Annotated in this window: 12 protein-coding genes; 10 read left to right on the forward strand and 2 right to left on the reverse strand. The window is 70.1% G+C overall.

The features are described from left to right. Nucleotides 1-76 precede the first annotated feature (76 nt). The 5 genes from SPHPHY_RS0113960 (at nt 77) to SPHPHY_RS0113980 (ending at nt 10,744) form a co-directional block, all read left to right on the forward strand. Entirely contained in the window at nt 77-2,407 is a 2,331-nt protein-coding gene (locus tag SPHPHY_RS0113960; RefSeq protein WP_022687306.1) for a beta-N-acetylhexosaminidase, read from the forward strand. Next, nucleotides 2,407-4,968 carry a glycoside hydrolase family 3 C-terminal domain-containing protein gene (locus SPHPHY_RS0113965; RefSeq protein ID WP_022687307.1) on the forward strand — a complete coding sequence of 854 codons (2,562 nt, stop codon included), beginning with the start codon at nt 2,407-2,409 and terminating at the stop codon, nt 4,966-4,968. Before SPHPHY_RS0113960 ends, SPHPHY_RS0113965 begins: the two co-directional genes overlap by 1 nt. Nucleotides 4,969-5,050: 82 nt before the next feature. Further along, nucleotides 5,051-6,478 carry a glycoside hydrolase family 125 protein gene (locus SPHPHY_RS0113970; protein ID WP_022687308.1) on the forward strand — a complete coding sequence of 476 codons (1,428 nt, stop codon included), beginning with the start codon at nt 5,051-5,053 and terminating at the stop codon, nt 6,476-6,478. Between the two features lie 11 nt (nt 6,479-6,489). Beyond that, the gene (locus SPHPHY_RS0113975) at nt 6,490-8,796 is read left to right on the forward strand and encodes a GH92 family glycosyl hydrolase (protein WP_028056927.1); all 2,307 of its coding nucleotides are present in this window, start codon (nt 6,490-6,492) and stop codon (nt 8,794-8,796) included. Between the two features lie 46 nt (nt 8,797-8,842). Beyond that, nucleotides 8,843-10,744: an alpha-L-fucosidase gene (locus tag SPHPHY_RS0113980; protein ID WP_022687310.1), complete on the forward strand. Its 1,902-nt coding sequence runs from the start codon at nt 8,843-8,845 to the stop codon at nt 10,742-10,744. Between the two features lie 318 nt (nt 10,745-11,062). Here SPHPHY_RS0113980 and SPHPHY_RS0113985 read toward each other — a convergent pair whose 3' ends face one another. Both SPHPHY_RS0113985 and SPHPHY_RS20225 read right to left on the reverse strand, forming a co-directional pair. Continuing rightward, nucleotides 11,063-12,901, reverse strand: coding sequence for a methyl-accepting chemotaxis protein (locus SPHPHY_RS0113985; RefSeq protein ID WP_022687311.1), 1,839 nt, complete (start codon nt 12,899-12,901; stop codon nt 11,063-11,065). A gap of 112 nt (nt 12,902-13,013) precedes the next feature. Then, nucleotides 13,014-14,057, reverse strand: a complete 1,044-nt coding sequence (locus SPHPHY_RS20225; RefSeq protein WP_022687312.1) for a DUF2332 domain-containing protein — start codon at nt 14,055-14,057, stop codon at nt 13,014-13,016. 298 nt (nt 14,058-14,355) lie between these two features. On the opposite strand from SPHPHY_RS20225, the gene SPHPHY_RS0113995 reads away from it, so the two are divergent. From SPHPHY_RS0113995 to SPHPHY_RS0114015, 5 genes are read left to right on the forward strand one after another with little or no spacing between them, the layout of a single operon-like run. Further along, nucleotides 14,356-14,619: an STAS domain-containing protein gene (locus SPHPHY_RS0113995; RefSeq protein ID WP_022687313.1), complete on the forward strand. Its 264-nt coding sequence runs from the start codon at nt 14,356-14,358 to the stop codon at nt 14,617-14,619. 30 nt (nt 14,620-14,649) lie between these two features. After that, on the forward strand, nt 14,650-16,854 hold the full coding sequence (locus SPHPHY_RS0114000; protein WP_022687314.1) for a chemotaxis protein CheA: 2,205 nt from the start codon (nt 14,650-14,652) through the stop codon (nt 16,852-16,854). Continuing rightward, nucleotides 16,851-17,708: a CheR family methyltransferase gene (locus tag SPHPHY_RS0114005; protein ID WP_022687315.1), complete on the forward strand. Its 858-nt coding sequence runs from the start codon at nt 16,851-16,853 to the stop codon at nt 17,706-17,708. The genes SPHPHY_RS0114000 and SPHPHY_RS0114005 overlap by 4 nt, the downstream gene beginning before the upstream one ends. Further along, nucleotides 17,705-18,736, forward strand: a complete 1,032-nt coding sequence (locus SPHPHY_RS0114010; RefSeq protein WP_022687316.1) for a protein-glutamate methylesterase/protein-glutamine glutaminase — start codon at nt 17,705-17,707, stop codon at nt 18,734-18,736. Before SPHPHY_RS0114005 ends, SPHPHY_RS0114010 begins: the two co-directional genes overlap by 4 nt. Further along, nucleotides 18,724-19,299 (forward strand): chemotaxis protein CheD, encoded by a 576-nt coding sequence (locus tag SPHPHY_RS0114015; protein WP_022687317.1) that lies wholly within the window; start codon nt 18,724-18,726, stop codon nt 19,297-19,299. The genes SPHPHY_RS0114010 and SPHPHY_RS0114015 overlap by 13 nt, the downstream gene beginning before the upstream one ends. Nucleotides 19,300-19,311: the final 12 nt, after the last annotated feature.

Below are 19,311 nucleotides of genomic sequence, written 5' to 3' on the forward strand. Positions count from 1 at the left end.
TGTCCGCACCCCATGGACGCGCCTCGTGGCGGACGGCATGATGGCCCTAATACCAAAACGAGACCAAGGAGTTGAGATGACCGGCAAGGCAGCCGTCGCCACGATCGGAGCCGCGCTTGCCGCAGCGATCGTCGCCCCCGCGAGCGCGCAGGTGTCGCCGTCGCTGCTCCCGCTGCCGCAATCGGTTGTTCCCGCAAAGGGCGCGATCACGATCGCCGAGGGTACGACGGTCGCCGCGACCGTGCCCGAAGCGGCGGCGGCCGCGCGGTTGCTGGTCGAGCATGTCCGCACCACGCGCGGGCTGACGCTCGCACTGGCGGATGCCGGTGCGCGCATCCGCTTCGACCGCGATGCGAGCGTGACCGGCGACGAAGCCTATCGCCTCGCCGTCACGCCCGCCGGCATCCGCATCCTCGCCGCCGCGCCGGCCGGCTTCGTCCATGGCGCGATGACGCTGGTGCAGATGTTGAGCCCCGACGCGCGCATCGGCCAGCCGGTGCGCGTGCCTGCGGTCACGATCGACGATGCGCCGCGTTTCGGCTGGCGCGGGCTGATGATCGATCCCGCGCGCCACTTCCTGCCGCTGCCCGCGCTCCGCCGGATCGTCGACCAGATGGCGGCGGTGAAGCTCAACACGCTCCACCTGCACCTCACCGACGATCAAGGCTGGCGATTCGAGGTGAAACGCTATCCGAAACTGACCGAGGTCGGCGCGTGGCGCACTGCGCCGTCGACCGGAGGCGCGGCGCCCGCAGCGCGCGTCGGCGGCTTCTACACGCAGGACGAATTGCGTGCGCTGGTCGCCTATGCCGGCGAACGCGGCATCACGATCGTGCCCGAGATCGACCTGCCGGGCCATGCCACCGCGCTCGTCGCCGCCTACCCCGAGCTCGGGATGCTCGGCGACCGGCCGCCGGTCGGCAACCGCTGGGGGATCGAGGCCTATCTGTTCAATCCGGGGCCGAAGGGCATCGCATTCGTCAAGGAGGTGCTCGACGAGTTGATCGCGGTCTTCCCCGGCACCTACGTCCATCTTGGCGGCGACGAGGCGGTGAAGGACCAGTGGCAACGCAGCCCCGAGGTGCAGGCGCAGATCAAGGCGCTGAAGCTTAAGGACGAGAATGCGCTGCAAGGCTGGATGATCGACCAGTTCGGTCAGTATCTGCAATCCAGAGGTCGCCGCCTGATCGGCTGGGACGAGATACTGGAGGGCGGGCTCCCGGCCTCCGCCTCGATCATGTCGTGGCGTGGCGAGGCGGGGGCGGTCGCCGCGGCGAACCAGGGCCACGACGTCGTGCTCTCGCCGGGCACGCCGCTCTACCTCGATCGCGTGCAGAGCACCCTGCCGGACGAACCGCCCGGGCAGAATGTCGCGAGCACGCTGGCGGCGGTCTACGGCTATGATCCGCTGCCGCAGGGGATCGCCGCCGACAAGGCGCAGCATGTGCTGGGCGCGCAGGGCAATGCGTGGAGCGAGTATCTCGTCACCCCCGCCGCCGTCGAGCACAAGCTGTTCCCGCGCGCCGCCGCGATCGCCGAGATCACCTGGTCCGCGAAGCAGGCGCGCGACCTGGCGGGCTTCCTGCCGCGCGTGCGACGGCAGTCGGAGCGCTGGACCCGCGCCGGGGTCACCGTCGCCGACAGCGCGTTCGCGGTCGATTTCGCGGTGCCGGGCAAGCGCGGCGCCGCGTTGCGCGGCGGGCGCGTGCCGCTGACGCTGGCGACGCAGGCCGGTTACGGCACGATCCGCTACACCACCGATGGCACGGCGCCGACCGCGCGGTCGCGCCCGTATCGCACACCGTTGTCGCTGGCGCCCGGCGTCGTCGTGCGCGCCGCAGCCTTCGACGCCGCCGGCCTGCCGACCGCGGCGGTGCGGCAGTTCGACACATCGCGCCCGGCATTGCTGGCGCGCAGCAACGCGCAACTCGCCGCCTGCGCGCCCGGTACGTTGGGATTGCGCGTACCGCTGACCCCCGACGCGACCGACACGTCGCCGGCGTTCAACCTGAACCTGTTCGACACCTGCTCGATCTATCCTGCCGCGCCGCTCGACCTCGCCGGCGGCTATCGGATCGAGGTGGTGCGGCTGGCCCGCAACTGGGCGCTGGCGCACGACCAGTCCAGGCTGCGCGAGCATTACGCCGTCTCGCCGCACGGCGAGTTGCTGGTGCAGCTCGGCTGCGTCGCGGCGGCGGCGGCACGCAAGGCCGGCGACACGACGGTGCAGCCGGTCGCGCTCGGCGCCTTCCCGCTGCCCGATCCGGCCACCGCGCCGCAACGCTTCACCTTCGCGGGCAGCCTGCCCGCCATGACCGGAGATCAGGACATCTGCTTCCAGTTCACCTCGCCGCTCGGCGACCCGTATTACGCGGTCGCCGGCGTACAGCTGACGGAGCGGCGCTGATGTGCGCGCGCTGGTCGGCGCTGCCGTTGCTGCTCGCCTCCACCGCCGCCGTCGCTGCGCCCGCGCCCGCCGATCCGGTCGCAGCGGCGATCGCGAAGATGACGATCGAGGAAAAGGCCGCGCAGCTGCAAAGCACCGCGCCGGCCGACGCGGCGGCCCGCCTGCCCGCGTACGACTGGTGGAACGAGGGGCTGCACGGCCTCGCGCGCAATGGTCATGCGACGGTCTTCCCGCAGGCGATCGGGATGGCGGCGACCTGGGACACCGACCTCGTCCACCGCATCGGCGACGTCGTCGCCACCGAGGCGCGCGCCAAGTTCAATGCGCAGCCGGTCGGCGCCAACCGCCGCATCTACGAAGGGCTGACGATCTGGTCGCCCAACATCAACATCTTCCGCGACCCGCGCTGGGGCCGCGGCCAGGAGACGTACGGCGAGGATCCATATCTGACCGGGCGGCTCGGCGTCGCCTTCGTCACCGGATTGCAGGGGCCGGACCCGCTCCACCCGAAGGTGATCGCGACGCCCAAGCATCTCGCGGTCCACAGCGGCCCCGAGGCGGGCCGCGACGGCTTCGACGTCGATCCCAGCCCGCAGGATCTGGAGGCCACCTACCTCCCGGCATTCCGCATGGCGGTGACCGAGGGCAAGGCGCAGTCGCTGATGTGCGCCTATAATTCGATCCTCGGCACCCCGGCCTGCGCATCGGGCGCGCTGCTCAACGATCGCGTGCGGCGCGACTGGGGCTTCACCGGGTTTACCGTATCGGACTGCGATGCGATCGCGAACATCCACCTGTTCCACCACTACCGGCTCGATGCGGCGGCGGCGGCGGCGGCGGCGATCCGCGGCGGCAACGACCTGAATTGCGGCAACACCTACGCGGCGCTGCCCGCGGCGGTGAAGCGCGGACTGGTCGGCGAGGCGGAGGTCGACACCGCGCTCCACCGGGCGCTGGACGCGCGTCGGACGCTCGGCATCGCCTTCGGCGCGACCAGCCCGTGGGCGTCGATCAGGCCGGATGCGATCAACACCCCCGCCGATCGCGCGCTCGCGCTGGAGGCGGCGCGCAAGGCGATCGTGCTGCTCCGCAACGAAGGCCGGCGCCTGCCGCTCGCCGCGAGCACGAGGCTGGCGGTGATCGGCGCGAACGCCGACGATCTCGGCGTGTTGCAGGCCAATTACCACGGCACCGCCGTGGCGCCGGTCACCCCGCTGGAAGGCCTGCGGCAGCGGTTCGCCCGCGTGGCGTATGCGCAGGGATCGGTGCTGGCGGACGGCGCGCCGGTGGTGCTCCCCGAAACCGCGCTGACCGGCCTTGCCGCCAGCTACAGCGTTGCAGGACGCGAGGTGCTGAAGCGCGCCGAGCGGCATATCGACCTCGATCTCACGCGCGTTCCCCCTGCCCCCGGCTTGCCGGCGCAGGGCTATGTCGCGCGCTGGACGGCGCGTCTGACGCCGCCGGGGCCGGGCACCTACCGGCTGGTGCTGGACCAGGCGCAATGCTGGAAGGATTGCAGCACGCACGACACCGCGACGCTGACGATCGGCGGGCGCGTGCTTCACGACGGCGCGCTGCCGAAGGGGCGCGTCGAGATCGCATGGGACAGCGGCGGCCGGCCGCAGCCGCTGGAGCTGGTGCTGAACCACGCCAGCCAGGACGAAAGCTTCCGCCTGCTGTGGTTGCCGCCGGAAGAGCCGCTGCTTGCCGAGGCGGTTGCGGCCGCGCGGAAGTCCGATGTGGTGGTGATGGTCGGCGGGCTCTCTCCCGATCTCGAGGGCGAGGCATTGCAGGTGCAGGTGCCGGGCTTCGTCGGCGGCGATCGCAGCGATATCGCGCTGCCGTTCGCGCAGCAGCGGCTGCTCGCGGCGCTGAAGGCGACCGGCAAGCCGCTCGTGCTGGTGCTGGCGAGTGGCAGCGCCGTGGCGGTCGATCCGACGCTCGCCGATGCGGTGCTGGCGCTGTGGTATCCCGGCGAGGCCGGGGGCACCGCGCTTGCCGACGTGTTGACCGGTGCGACCAATCCGTCCGGGCGGCTGCCCGTCACTTTCTACAAGGCCACCACCGATCTGCCCGCCTTCGTCGATTACGGGATGAAGGAGCGCACCTATCGCTACTTCACGGGCTCGCCGCTCTGGGGGTTCGGGCACGGCCTGTCGTACACGTCGTACGGCTATGCGCAGGTGTCCGCACCGGCGAGCGTGGCGAGCGGCCAGCCGCTGACCGTCACCGCGCGCGTCACCAACAGCGGCACGCGCGACGGCGAGGAGGTGGTGCAGGCGTATCTGGTCCCGCCGAAAGCGGCCGCCGCCAGCTTCACCGCACCGGTGCTGCAACGCCAGCTGGTCGGCTTCCGGCGCGTATCGCTGCGCGCCGGCAAGAGCGCCAGCGCGCGCTTCACGATCGATCCGCGGATGATGAGCATCGTCGATCGCGATGGTCGCCGCCACATCGCGCCGGGCGCCTACCGGTTGTGGGTGGGCGGTGGGCAGCCCGACAGTGCACCGGGCGCGTGGACCGACTTCACCGTGACCGGGCAGGACGTGGACCTGCCGAAGTGAAATGCCCCGTCCGCCTTTCTCGTCACTCTGGCGCGTGCCGACGTGACGGGGGCGAAACGACGTCCCGACCAAGGAACTCGATATGACCGCCACCCGCCGCCACTTTCTCGCCGGCACCGCCGCCTTGGCTGCCGCCCCCGCGATCGGTGCCGCCGCCCCCGGCCTTGCGAGCAAACGCCCCGCCCCCGCCGACCGCCGCTTCACCTCGCCGGCAGTGGAGCGCGAACTCGCGCGCGTGTCGCGACAGATCGCCGACCCGAAACTGCGCTGGATGTTCGGCAATTGCTATCCGAACACGCTCGACACCACGGTCAAGATGGGGGCGGTCGACGGAAAGCCCGACGCCTTCGTCATCACCGGCGACATCAACGCTCTGTGGCTGCGCGACAGCTCGGCGCAGGTCACGCCGTATCTCCACCTCGTGAAGGAAGACCCGAAGCTCGGCGAGCTGTTCCGCGGGCTGATCGCACGACAGGCGCGCTCGATCCTGATCGATCCCTACGCCAACGCCTTCACGCAGGATCCGGCGGCGATGACCGAGCTGGAATGGTCGCTCAAGGATCAGACCGAGATGAAGCCCGGCGTCGCGGAGCGCAAATGGGAGATCGACTCGCTTTGCTACCCGATGCGGCTCGCGCATGGCTATTGGCAGGCGACGCGCGATCCGCGCCCTTTCGACAAGACCTGGGCCGCCGCCGCCCGCGCCAGCATCCGCACCTTCCGCGAACAGCAGCGCAAGGACGGTCGCGGGCCGTACAGCTTCCTGCGCACCTCCAATCGCACCACGGAGACGATGCCGCTGGAGGGCTGGGGCAATCCGATGCGACCGGTCGGGCTGATCGTCTCCGGCTTCCGCCCGTCGGACGACGCCTGCCAATATCCGTTCCTCATTCCGTCCAACCTGTTCGCGGCGACTGCGCTGCGGCAGATGGCGGCGGTCGCGAGCGAAGCCGCGCGTGACGCGGCACTGGCGCAGGATGCGATCGGGCTCGCCACCGAGGTCGAGGCGGCGTTGCGGCAATATGGCACGATGCGGCTGCGCGACGGGTCGGAAGTGTGGGCGTATGAGGTAGACGGCTTCGGCAACGCGATGTTCATGGACGACGCCAACGTGCCGTCGCTGTCGGGGCTGGCCTATCTCGGCTGCGTCGCACCCGACGACGCGCTGTGGCGGCGTACCGAGGCGGCGGCGTGGAGCGCGGCCAACCCCTATTTCTTCCGCGGCACCGCCGGCGAGGGGATCGGTGGCCCGCACGTCGGACTGGGGCAGATCTGGCCGATGTCGCTGATCGTCCGCGCGCTGTCGACGAGTGACGCAGGTATCATCCGCGCCTGCCTGAAGACGCTGCGCGACACCGATGGTGGCACCGGCTTCATGCACGAGACCTTCGACCGGAACGATCCGGGCAAGTGGACCCGGCACTGGTTCGCCTGGGCCAATGGGCTGTTCGGCGAACTGATCGTGCGCCTGGCGCGCACGCACCCTGCGATCCTGAAGGAAGCGCTGTGAACGACACGCCGATGCTCACCCGCCGCGGGCTGCTCGCCACCACCGCCACGATCGCCGCCGCACCGATGCCGGCGTTCGCCGCGTCCGCACCGCGCGCTGCGCCGAACCTGTTCGTCGGCACCGGTGGCGACGGCCACACCTATCCCGGTGCGACATTGCCGTTCGGGATGGTGCAGCTGTCGCCCGACACCGATGTCGATCGCTGGGACACCTGCTCGGGCTATCACCACGGCGACGCGTCGATCATGGGGTTCAGCCACACGCATCTGTCGGGCACCGGGATCGGCGACATGCTGGACGTGCTGGTCGTCCCCGCGCGCGGCCCGGTCCGGTTGCTTCCCGGCCCGCTCGCCGATCCCGACGCCGGCTATCGGCAGCGCTATTCCGACGAACATGCCGAACCCGGCTATTACCGCGTCGCGCTGGAGAACGGCGTGCGCGCCGAGCTGACCGTGACGGACCGCACCGGCTGGCATCGCTATACCTTCCCGAAGGGCGCCGGGCACATCCTGGTCGACCTGTCGCACCTGATCGCCGACAAGCCCGGCGCGCGCCCGCTGATCGACGACGCCAGCCTTGCGATCGATGCCGACGGGACATTGACCGGCAGCCGTCGCGTGTTCCGCTGGGCCAGGGGCCGCCGCGTCCATTTCGCGATGCAGCTTTCGCGTCGCCCCGACCGCATCGTCTTCTATGGCGACGCCGATGCCGAGCAACCCGCCGGGGCACGCCGCGTCGCGGGCAAGCGCGTGAAGGCGGTGTTGTTCTATGACGACGCCGGCGCCGCGCCGCTGCTGATCCGCTGCGGGATTTCTGCGGTGGACGTCGCTGGCGCGCGCGCGAACCTCGCTGCGGAGGGCAGCGGCGACTTCGACGCCGTCCGCCGCGCGGCCGCGCGCCGCTGGGCGACCGAGCTGGACGCGATCCGCATCGAGGGTGGCACTGCCGACCAGCGCGCGATCATGGCCAGCGCGCTCTATCATGCGATGGTCGCCCCGACGCTCTTCTCCGACGTCGACGGGCGCTACGTCGGGCTCGACCGGCAGGTGCACGCGCTCCCCGCCGGGCAGCGTGCCTATTCGACCTATTCGCTGTGGGACACGTACCGTACGCTCCACCCGCTGCTGACGATCATCGCCCCGGATCGTGCCGCCTCGCTGGTCACCGACCTGATCCGCCAGACGCAGCAGAGCCCGTACGGTCCGCCGGTCTGGCCCTTGCAGGGCGTGGAGACCGGCACGATGATCGGCTGGCACGCCGTCCCGGTGCTCGCCGAGGCGCAGGCCAAGGGCATCCGCGCCGATTACGCCGCGGCGTGGCCGGCGATCGCGAAGCGCTCGTTCGACTTCGCCGCCCCCGATCTGGAGAGCAGCCAGGGCCGCGAACCCTATGACCGGCTCGGCTACGTCCCGGCCGATCGCGTCAACGAAAGCGTCAGCCGCACGCAGGAATATGCGTATGACGATTGGGCGGCATCGCGGCTCGCGCAGGCGATCGGGCGCACGCCCGACGCGACCCGGCTGCGCAAGCGCAGCGGCAACTGGCGCAACGTCATCGATCCGGCGGTCGGCTTCGCGCGCCCGCGCTTCGCCGACGGCGGGTGGTGGAAGGACTATGACCCGATCCAGCTCGGCCACGATCCCGATCGCTGGCGCGACTATACCGAGGCGAACGGCTGGCAGGCGACGTTCCTCAACCAGCACGACATCTACGGCCTGATCGCGCACATGGGCGGGGAGGCGCGGTTCGAGGCCAAACTCGACGCCTTGTTCTCCGCGCCCTCGACGCTGCCGAAGAACGCGCCGCCCGATATCAGCGGGCTGGTCGGCCAATATGCGCACGGCAACGAGCCGGACCAGCATGCCGCCTACCTCTATGCCTTTGTCGGCGCGCCGTGGAAAACGCAGGCGATGATCCGCCGCCTCTGCACGGAAATGTACAAGAACGCGCCCGACGGCGTGATCGGCAACGACGATTGCGGGCAGATGAGCGCGTGGTTCGTGATGTCCGCGCTCGGTTTCTACCCGGTCGATCCGGTCGAGGCCGCCTATGTCTTCGGCTCGCCGTTGTTCGAGCGCGCGACCGTCACGTTGCCCGGCGGCAGGCAACTGGTCGTCGAGGCGCCCGGCAACACCGAAGCGACCCCGTATGTCGGCGCGGTGAGCTGGAACGGCCGGCCGTGGACGAAAAGCTGGATCGCGCATGCCGAGCTCGTGAAGGGCGGCACGTTGCGCTTCACGATGAGCGCGACGCCCAATCGCGCGTTCGGGCGTGCCATGGCCGATCGGCCGCCCTCGTCCGGGCGCGCGCCGGTATGATCCCGCCGCCCGCCGTCGCCTTGTCCGCTTTCGTCAGGAACCTCCGATGACCGATCTCACCCGTCGCGCGCTGATCGCCGCCGGCGCCGCCACCACCGCGCTCCCCGCGCTCGCGCAGGGCAGCGCGGCACCCCGGCCGTGGGGCGCGACACCGTCGAAGCGCCAGCTCGCGTGGCACATGCGCGAGCAATATGCCTTCGTGCATTTCTCGATCAACACCTTCACCGATCGCGAATGGGGCTATGGCGACGAGAGCCCGAAGCTGTTCGACCCCAGCGACTTCGACGCCGACCAGATCGTCGGCGCGGCCAGGGCGGGCGGCATGCGCGGGATCATCCTGACCGCCAAGCATCACGACGGCTTCTGCCTGTGGCCGACGATGCTGACCGAGCATTGTATCCGCAACAGCCCCTATAGGAACGGCAAGGGCGATATCGTCCGCGAGATCGAACAGGCGACGCGCCGCGCCGGGCTTGCGTTCGGCCTGTACCTGTCGCCGTGGGATCGCAACCATGCCGAATACGGCCGTCCCGCCTATATCGATTACTACCGCAAGCAGGTGGTCGAGCTCTGCACCCGCTACGGCGAGCTCTTCGAATTCTGGTTCGACGGCGCGAATGGCGGCGACGGCTATTACGGCGGCGCGCGCGAGACCCGGAAGATCGACGCGCCGAGATATTACGACTGGCCGTCGATCATCGCGCTGGTACACCGGCATCAGCCGATGGCGTGCACCTTCGACCCCTTGGGCAGCGACATCCGCTGGGTCGGCAACGAGGATGGCGTCGCGGGTGATCCGTGCTGGCCGACGATGCCGGACCATCCCTATGTCCAGTCGGAGGGCAATTCGGGTGTGCGCGGCGCGGCGCTGTGGTGGCCGGCGGAGACCAACACCTCGATCCGCCCCGGCTGGTTCTACCACGCCGACGAGGATGCGAAGGTGAAGTCCCCCGCGCGGCTGCTGCGCTATTTCGACGAGTCGGTGGGACGCGGGACCAACATGCACCTCAATCTTCCGCCGGACCGCCGCGGCCGGCTCGCCGATCACGACGTGGCGGTACTGCGCAGCTTCGGCGAGGCGCAGGCGAAGACCTATGCCCGCGATCTCGCGCAAGGCGCGGTGGCCCATGCCAGTGCCGAGCGCGGACGCGCGTTCGCGGCGGCGCGCGTGCTCGACGGGCGGCGCGACAGCTACTGGTCGACCCCGGACCGCGACACGACGCCGACGCTGACGCTCGACCTGCCGCCCGGGCGGACCTTCGACGTGATCCGCGTGCGCGAGTTCCTGCCGCTCGGCGTGCGCGTCACGCGGTTCGCGATCGATCTGGAGGAGGCCGGACGATGGCGCACCGTCGCCGAGCATGACGGGATCGGCGCGCAGCGGATCGTCCGCCTGCCGCAGCCCTCCTCGGCCCGCCGCCTGCGCCTGCGGATCATCGAGGCCCCCGCCTGCCCCGCGATCAGCGAGATCGCGCTGTTCCGGCAGGTACAGCCCGTGGCGGTCGCCGCGCCGCGGTCGTCCGACCCGACGATCGTCCCGCGTGACGGCTGGTCGATCGTCACCGCGAGCGGTCCCGGCGCCGAGGCGCTGATCGACGGCGATGCGCAGACGCGCTGGACGGTGCCGTCGCCCACCGCCGCGCGCCCCGCCGGCGTCACGCTCGATCTCGGGCGCGCGCTGTCGCTGGCCGGATTCAGCCTGACGCCGTCGCGGACCATCGCCAGGGATACCGCTCCTCCCCGCGGTTACGCCGCGGAGACGAGCGTCGACGGGAAGACCTGGGCGCCCGCCGCGACCGGCGAGTTCGGCAACATCGCCTATGCCCTCGCGACGCAGCGGATCGCCTTCGGGGCGCGACAGGCGCGCTACCTGCGCCTGCGCTTCGACGCGCCCGCGATCCCGGCGGGGCAGATGACCGTCGCGGAAATCGGGGCGTTCACCGGCTGATCGTTTTGAAACGGACCTGCCGCGCTCGTTGACCCGTGGGCAGGCCTGGCGCGACGATGATGAGACGTCCGCCGGGCCGGGGATCGACGTGCGTCCGGACGCCGTGCCTCACGTGACAGGTCAGCGCCCCCGGCCGCTTCGCCGCATTCCCCGATGACGCGTGGAGCGACCGTACGATATCGCGCGCCGCGTTGCGGCGGCTGATCCGCTGATCGCGGGGCGGGTCGTTTCGCCCCGGCTGAAATCACCCCGCCGCGTAGCAAGCGCCGAAGCGGCGATGACGGTGGTGCAACGTGGTCGGGAAACCGCTCCGGCGCCTCAGAACGCCGACCAGTCGTCCTCTACCGTCGCCAGCGCGGTGTTGCCGACCGCGCGCACCGGACGGGGCGCGCTGCGCACCGGGGCGGTGACCTGGCGCGGCCGCGGTGCCGCCGCGACCGGCATCGCGCGGATCGGCGCATCCTCGACCGTGAACGTCGCTACGGCTCCGGCCAATTGCTCGGATTCGCGCGCCAGCAGGTTGGCGGCGGCGGTCGATTCCTCGACCATCGCGGCGTTCTGCTGCGTCACGCTGTCCATTTCGTTGATCGCGATGTTCACCTGGCTCAGGCTCTGCGCCTGATGTTCCGAAGCGCGCGCGATCGTCGCCATGACCGTGCTGACGCTGCCGACGCGATCGATGATCTTCTCCAGCGCGTGCCCGGTTTCGTCGACCAGCTTCACCCCCGACTGGACGTGGTTGATCGCCGAGAGGATGCGCGTCTTGACGTCCGACGCCGCATCGGCGGAACGCTGCGCCAGCGCGCGCACTTCGCTCGCCACCACGGCGAAGCCCCTGCCCGCTTCGCCCGCGCGCGCCGCTTCGACGCCGGCGTTCAGGGCCAGCAGGTTGGTCTGGAATGCGATCCCGTCGATCACGCTGATGATGTCGGCGATCTCGCGGCTGGCCTGGTCGATACCGTTCATCGCCACCACCGACTTGCGGACGACCTCGCCGCCCTGCTCGGCGGCGTCGCGCGCCTCGGCCATCGCGCCGTTGGCGTTGGCGGCGTTCGACGCGCCCTCCCGGACGGTGCCGGTGATCTCGTCCATCGCCGCGGCGGTTTCACGCAGCGATGACGCCTGCTGCTCGCTGCGGGCCGAAAGATCGCGCGCCGACTGGCTGATCTCATCGGCGTTCTGCTTGATCGTCTCCACGCTGTGGCGAACGTTGCGCGTCAGGTCGGACAATTTGCCGACCGCGTCGTTGAAGTCCTTCGCCAGCACGCCGAAGCTGCCCGGCAACGCCGCCAGCCGCACCGTCAGATCCGCGTCCGACAGGCGATGCAGCCCATCGCCGATCGCGCGCATCGCCAGCTCGCGCTCCTGATCGGCGGTCAGCTTGGCCCGCGCGGCGTCGCGGAACACCAGGACCGCGCGCGCCATGTCGCCCAGTTCGTCGGCGCGGTCGACGACCGGCACGTCGATGTCGTTCTTCCCGTTGGCGAGATCCGCCATGCGGCCGGTCAGCGCGGTGATCGGGCGCGCGATGCTGCGGCTGAGCACCATCTGCAGAATGACGGCGATGCCGATCAGCGCCAGGCCGCCGAGCACCAGCGCGATCGTCGCGGTGGTCATCGCCTGCGACTGGTGCGCGGCATTCTGCTCGATCGCGGCGGTTTCCTGCTCGCGCAACTCGCGCAAGGGCAGGACCACGGCGCTGGTAAGCACCTTCTTCCCGGCGTCGCGCACCGCCTGTTCGGCGGCCTCGCGCTGCCCGGACTTCACCATCTCGACCAGCCGGTTGCTCCAGTCGTGCCGCCATCTGGCGGTTTCGCGACGTGACGTGAGCACCAGTTCGCGGCTCTTCGAATCGGTCACCAGCGACCCGAGCGCGACGGTCGTCTCGTCATATTCGGCGCGCGCTTCGTCATAGGACTTCAGGTAGGACGAGTCGCCCGTCACCAGATAGCCTCGCAACTGGCTGTTCTCGCGCAGGATCGATGTTTCCAGCGTCAATGCCTTGGCATAGACTTCCTGGCTGTGATTGCTGCCCTCGGTCGCTGCGCGAATCATCCAGATATTCGCGAAGAACACCACCATCATGATCGCGGCGGACGCATTGATGACGAGGAAGGCGAAACCCAGCTTTTTGGGTATGCTCAAGGTCTTGAACATTAGAAGTCTTCCTGTCGACGGAACAGCGCCTGTACGCTGCGGGTGTTAAGCGTTGTTATTGCGGTCTTATCGGCGATTAGTTAAGCCTCTATAAAGCCGGGGTTCATGTTCGTTAATTCTGCGACGGGCCGCCGCACCACTGGATCCACCCGCCGTAGGGGTGGCACGTCGCGAGCAGGCGGTTACCCCCGGTGGGCCAGCAGGTGAGCCGCAGTTCCACCGCGGTCCGCGCGGCATTCCATTCGAAAGAGATCCAGGCGAGTGGCCGAAGCCGATCGGCGCGTGCGCCCGCCGCGGCGATCGTCTCCAGCAGGCGACACCGCTCGTCTATCCCGAAATACTGGATCACCATCGAGTGGAACACGACGCGCACCCGCCCCGGGACCCCGGGGGTTTCCAGCTGCCGTGCCAGCCACGTCGTGGCGTCTTCGCGCGTCAACGTGGGGGGATATCGACGCGCCAGGCCCAGGGCGTGCGACAGTCGCGACGACCGCGCGGGCTGGTCGGCGAAGACATAGGCCATCAATCGCTCGCACGTCGCCGGATCGTGGGGGTCGAGCGGATGCAGGTCGACGCCGCGTGACGCGACCACCTCCACCGGCTGGTCGGGCGCGGGGGCGCCGCGCCATTCGGGCGCGATGCGCACCGGGGAGGCCGGATCGCCCGCGGCCACGCCGCCGAGATCGTAGGCATAGCGCGCCAGGTTGAGGTTCAGCCCGGCGCTGGAACCGAGTTCGAGCAATTCGACCGGCAGGGCGAAACGCTGCCGCACCGCCATCAACGCGGCGAGGATCGCGGCCGCGCGGCCGACTTCGTTGGTCTGTGGCGGATCGCGCATCCAGTCGGCGATGAACGAATCGTGGCCCGTCAGCGCGGCACCCACCGCGCCGTCGACGTCGTCATGCGTGCCGCGGTACAGGGCGCCGAGCACCGGCGGCGTGTTGCGGCGCGCCAGCGCATGGAGCGCGGCGTTGAAGCGCATCGCCACCGCCGCTGCCGACGGGTCGCCCGGCCAGTTCGCCAGCATCGTGGCGGTGCGCGGGGCCCGGTGCAGCTGCCGCTCACCCGCCGCCAGGACGTCGGCGACGAACGGCGAGCCGATCGCTCGCATGACGACCGATTGGCGCGCGAGTTCGCCCTGCTGCGGTTCAGGCACGTTATACTTCCATGCTTCGGGCAAGTCGTTGATCTCTCGGGCGGGATCGCCCCTTGTCCCGGACCAATGCGCAACATTGATTGCCAACGAATTAATCCTCCCGATCCCTTCGCGGCGACCGGCCGATATATGTTCAGTGATTAACGCCATTTTAGGAGGGCTCGGGCAAATCGGGAAACAGCCCGGCCTCGTCATCGCGACGGCAAGAGGAACCGGCGACCGCAAGCGAAGGGGACAGGGCCATGATCGTACGACGCCGACCACCCTGCCCCGCCGCCATCTGACAGGAAGCCCCGCGATGTCGATCATCCTCAATTCCCGACTGGATACCGCGGCCGCCGGCCCGCTGCACCAGTCGCTGAAGAAGCTGGTCGAGGCCGGGCAGCCGATCGCGATCGACGGCAACGCGGTCGACCAGATCGGTCAGGCGTGCCTGCAGGTGCTGGCCGCGGCGCGTGCCGCGGCGGTGGCGCGCCGCCTGTCGTGGCAGGTCGCTTTCCCCAGCGTGGCGATGATCGAGGCCGGCGAACTCGCCGCGCTCGACGTCGTCACCGCCGCCTGATCCTTCGAACCTTTCGCGCAGGAGCCGACCTTGGACCTCGACGCAATCCAGCAGATGTTCTTCCAGGAATGTGAGGAAGGTCTGGCCGGCATGGAAAGCGCGTTCGCCGCGCTTCGTGACCAGCAATACGACAACGAGACGATCAACGGGATCTTTCGTGCGGTCCACTCGATCAAGGGCGGGGCGGGCGCGTTCGGCCACGAACGGCTGCAGGCCTATACCCACCAGTACGAAACGCTGCTCGACCTGCTGCGCAGCGAGACGCTGGGGCTGACCCCGCCGCTGGTCGACCTGATCGTCGCCGCGTTCGACATGCTGGCCGATCACGTCGCGGCGGCGCGCGACGCGGGCGATGCGCCCGACGATGCGGCGATGCTCGCGCGGCTGATCGCGGCGGCGAGCGGCGAGGAGGCCGCGCCGGCCCCGGCGCCCGCAGCGGCACCCGTCGAGCTCGCCTTCGAGCCGACGCCCGTAGCGCTCGACGATTTCGACGACCTGATGTCGATGCTGGACGACGTCGGCGGCGCGGCCGCACCCGATGCGGCGCCGGTCGCGGATGGCCCGCCCGCATGGCTGGTCACGTTCCGTCCCTCCGCCAACGCGCTGGACCACGGCGCCGAGCCGTTGCTGCTGCTGCGCGAACTGATCCGCATGGAAGGCCGCGTGCTGTCGTGCGACGCCGGCGCGCTGCCGACGCTGAACGCGCTGGACCCCGAGCTGTCGTACCTTGCGTGGCAGATCGCGGTGCCCGGCACCGCCGAGGAAGACGACATCCGCGCGGTGTTCGAGTTCACCGACAGTTGCGCGATCACGCTGACCCGTGCCGACGGCCCGGCGCCGCTCGCCGCGCCGCAGACGATCGTGGTCGCGGCGCCGGTCGCGGCCGCCGCCGTACCTGCGCCGGCCGTCGCCCCGGCCCCTGCCCCCGTCGCTGTGGCCCCGGCACCCGCCCCGGCTCCGACTCCGGCCGCCCCGGCGCCCGTGGCAGTCGCCGCCGTCCCTGCGCCCCCCGCGCCGCGCCCCGCACCGACCGGCCCGGTCGCACCCGCGACCCCGGTCGCGCAGACGATCCGCGTCGACCTCGACAAGCTCGACCGGCTGGTGAACCTCGTGGGCGAGCTGGTCATCACGCAGGCGATGCTCGCGCAGCGGCTGAGCGAGAACGACATGGCCGGCATCTCGGAGCTGACCGATCTCGATCACCTGACGCGCGAACTGCAGGAATCGACGATGGCGATCCGCGCGCAGCCGATGAAGACCGTCTTCAGCCGCGTGCCGCGCATCATCCGCGAACTGGAAGGCGAGACCGGCAAGCGCGTCCGCCTGGATATCGAGGGCGAGATGACCGAGGTCGACAAGACCGTCGTCGAGCGGATCGGCGAGCCGCTGACCCACCTGATCCGCAACGCCGTCGATCACGGGCTGGAGACGACCGAGGAGCGGATCAAGGCCGGCAAGTCGGAGACCGGGGTCGTCACGCTTTCGGCCGCGCATCATTCGGGCCGCATCGTCATCACCGTCGCCGACGACGGGCGCGGGATCGATCGCGCGCGCGTCCGCGCCAAGGCGGTCGAGCGCGGGATCATCCTGCCCGAGGCGGTGTTGAGCGACGAGGAGGTCGACAACCTGATCTTCGCGCCCGGCTTCTCGACCGCGTCGACCGTCTCGAACATCTCGGGGCGCGGCGTCGGCATGGACGTGGTGCGCAAGAACGTCCAGGCGCTGGGTGGACGCATCGGCATCCACTCGCGCTTCGGCTCCGGCTCCAGCTTCTCGCTCAGCCTGCCGCTGACGCTGGCGGTGGTCGACGGGATGATCGTCACGGTCGGACACCAGACGTTCGTCATCCCGCTCAGCCACATCGTCGAGAGCCTGCGCCCGTCCGACGGCTCGGTGACGGCGGTCGGCATCAACGGCTCGGTGCTGGACGTGCGTGGCTCCTACGTGCCGATCTATCCGGTAGCCGAGCAGCTCGGCATCGACGGCGGCGAGAACGATCCGCAAAAGGCGGTGCTGATCGTGGTCGAGGGCGACCAGGGCCAGGCCGCGCTGCTGGTCGACTCGATCCAGGACCAGCGGCAGGTCGTCGTGAAGAGCCTGGAGGCGAACTACCAGGCGATCGACGGGCTGGCCGGTGCGACGATCCTCGGCGACGGGCGCGTCGCGCTGATCATCGACGTCGATGCGCTGACGTCGCAACGCTCGCGTCGCACCCCGCTGGCACATGCGGCATGAGCAATGCCGCTGCCCTCGCGGCTCCGTCGGCCCGGCGTGAGTTCGATTTCACGCATGCCGATCACCAGGCGATCTCGCGGATCGTCTACGACGCGCTCGGCATCCTGCTGCCGGAGGGCAAGGCACAGCTGGTCTATGGCCGTGTCGCCCCGCGCGTGCGCGCCTGCGGACTGGGCAGCGTCGCCGCCTATCTGAAGCAGATCGCCGACGACGATGACGAGCGCGACCGGATGCTGGACGCGCTGACCACCAACCACACCAGCTTCTTCCGCGAGGCGCATCACTTCGAGGATTTCTCCGAGCGGATGTGGCCGAAACTGGCGCAGCGGCTGACCAGCGGCGGGCGCGTCCGGCTGTGGTCGGCGGCATGTTCGAGCGGCGAGGAACCCTATACGTGGCTGATGGCCGCGCTGGGTGCCGACAAGAGCGCCGCGCAGCGCCTGCTGAAGGGCGACCTGCGCCTGCTCGCCACCGACGTGTCACCCAGCGTGCTGGAGACCGCGCGGGCCGGCCGCTATTCGGCGGACACGCTGCGCACGGTGCCGGCGAAGCTGCGATCGACCTGGATCGACAGCCGGCTGACGGTCGACCCGCTGCTGCGCGACGCGATCTCGTTCCGCCCGCTCAACCTGCTCGGCGCCTGGCCGATGAAGGGGAAGTTCGACGCGATCTGCTGCCGCAACGTCATGATCTATTTCGATGAACCAACGAAGGCCAAGCTGCAATCACGGCTGGCCGATCATCTGGAGACTGGGGGGATGCTGTACATCGGTCATTCGGAGCGCCTGTCGCCCGATGTGGCGAAGCGCTTCGACTGCGTGGGGCGTACCGCCTATCTGAAGGTGAGCGCGTGAGCGTCCGCACCCTCGTCGTCGACGATTCGCTGACCATGCAGGCGCTGATCCAGCGCACGCTGGCCAGCGACCCGGACATCCAGGTCGTCGGCACCGCGTCGAGCGCCGACGAAGCGCGCGCGCGGATCAAGGAACTCGATCCCGACGTCGTCACGCTCGACATCGAAATGCCGGGCATGAACGGGCTCGACTTCCTCGAACGGCTGATGCGGCTGCGCCCCACCCCGGTGGTGATGCTGTCGACGCTGACCTCCGAAGGCGCGGATGCGAGCATCGCGGCGCTGGAGCTGGGCGCGTTCGAATGTTTCGACAAGCTGGCACTGCGTCGCCCGGACGAGGCGATCCGCCTGCCGGCGCTGGTCCGCGCCGCCTGCGGATCGCGCGGGCGCAGCGTCGCCGCCGCGCCGCGCAGCATCGCGCCGGAGCCGGTCCACCATGCCGATTACGTACCGCGCGACCAGTCGATGATCGCGGTCGGGGCGTCGACCGGCGGGGTCGAGGCGCTGATCGAGCTGCTGTCGGGCTTTCCCGCCAACTGCCCGCCGACCGTCATCGTGCAGCACATGCCGCCCAGCTTCACCGCCAGCTTCGCCGCGCGACTCGACCGGCTGTGCAAGCCGCACGTCGAGGAAGCGCGAGCGGGCGCGGTGCTGGCGCCGGGCAAGGTCTATCTGGCGCCGGGCGGCGACCGGCACATGGAGATCGCCGGCCCGGCGACGCGCCGCTACTGCCGGCTGCTGACCGGCCCGAAGGCGAGCGGCCACCAGCCGTCCGTCGACGTGCTCTTCCACTCGGTCGCCAGGATCGCCGGTGCGGACGCGGTCGGCGCGATCCTGACCGGCATGGGCGCGGACGGCGCCGAGGGGATGCTGGCGATGCGCGACGCAGGCGCGATGACGGTCGGCCAGGACGAGGCGTCCAGCGTCGTCTACGGCATGCCCGCCGTCGCGCACCGCATCGGCGCGGTCGCGCAGCAGATGCCGCTGCGCCGGATCGCCGCCCGCCTGCTTCAGGAATGCCGCGCATGACCGGGATCGTGCTTCGCGACGGCCTGCGCCGCATGACGGTGGCGCAGGGCGAGACGCGCGTCAGCGGCGAGACCGACGTGGTGCTGACCACCGTGCTCGGCAGCTGCATCGCCGCCTGCTTCTACGATCCGGTCGCCAAGGTAGGAGGCATTAACCATTACCTGTTAGCGGAGGGGGGTCATGCTTCCGATCCCGCCTCGATGCAGCGCTACGGCGTCTATGCGATGGAAGTGCTCATCAACGCCATGCTGGCGATGGGCGCGGCGCGCTCGCGGCTCAAGGCGCGGATCTTCGGTGGCGCCACGATGCGCAGCGGGTTCCGCGACATCGGCGGCGACAACATCGCGTTCGCCCGGCGGTTCCTGCGTGACGAACGCATCGCGCTCGTCGGCGAGGATGTCGGCGGCAGCGGCGCACGGCGCGTCGAGTTCCGCCCTGCCCTCGGCCTCGCACGGTGCCGTGTCGTGACCGAGACCACGATCGCCATGCCGGCCGTACGCGCCCGCCCGGTCGCGCCACCGCCACCGCCGCCCGCGTCGCTCGGCGACGTCGAGTTCTTCTGATGCCCGCCCTCG

It is taken from the genome of Sphingomonas phyllosphaerae 5.2, assembly GCF_000419605.1.
Taxonomy (GTDB): domain Bacteria; phylum Pseudomonadota; class Alphaproteobacteria; order Sphingomonadales; family Sphingomonadaceae; genus Sphingomonas; species Sphingomonas phyllosphaerae_B.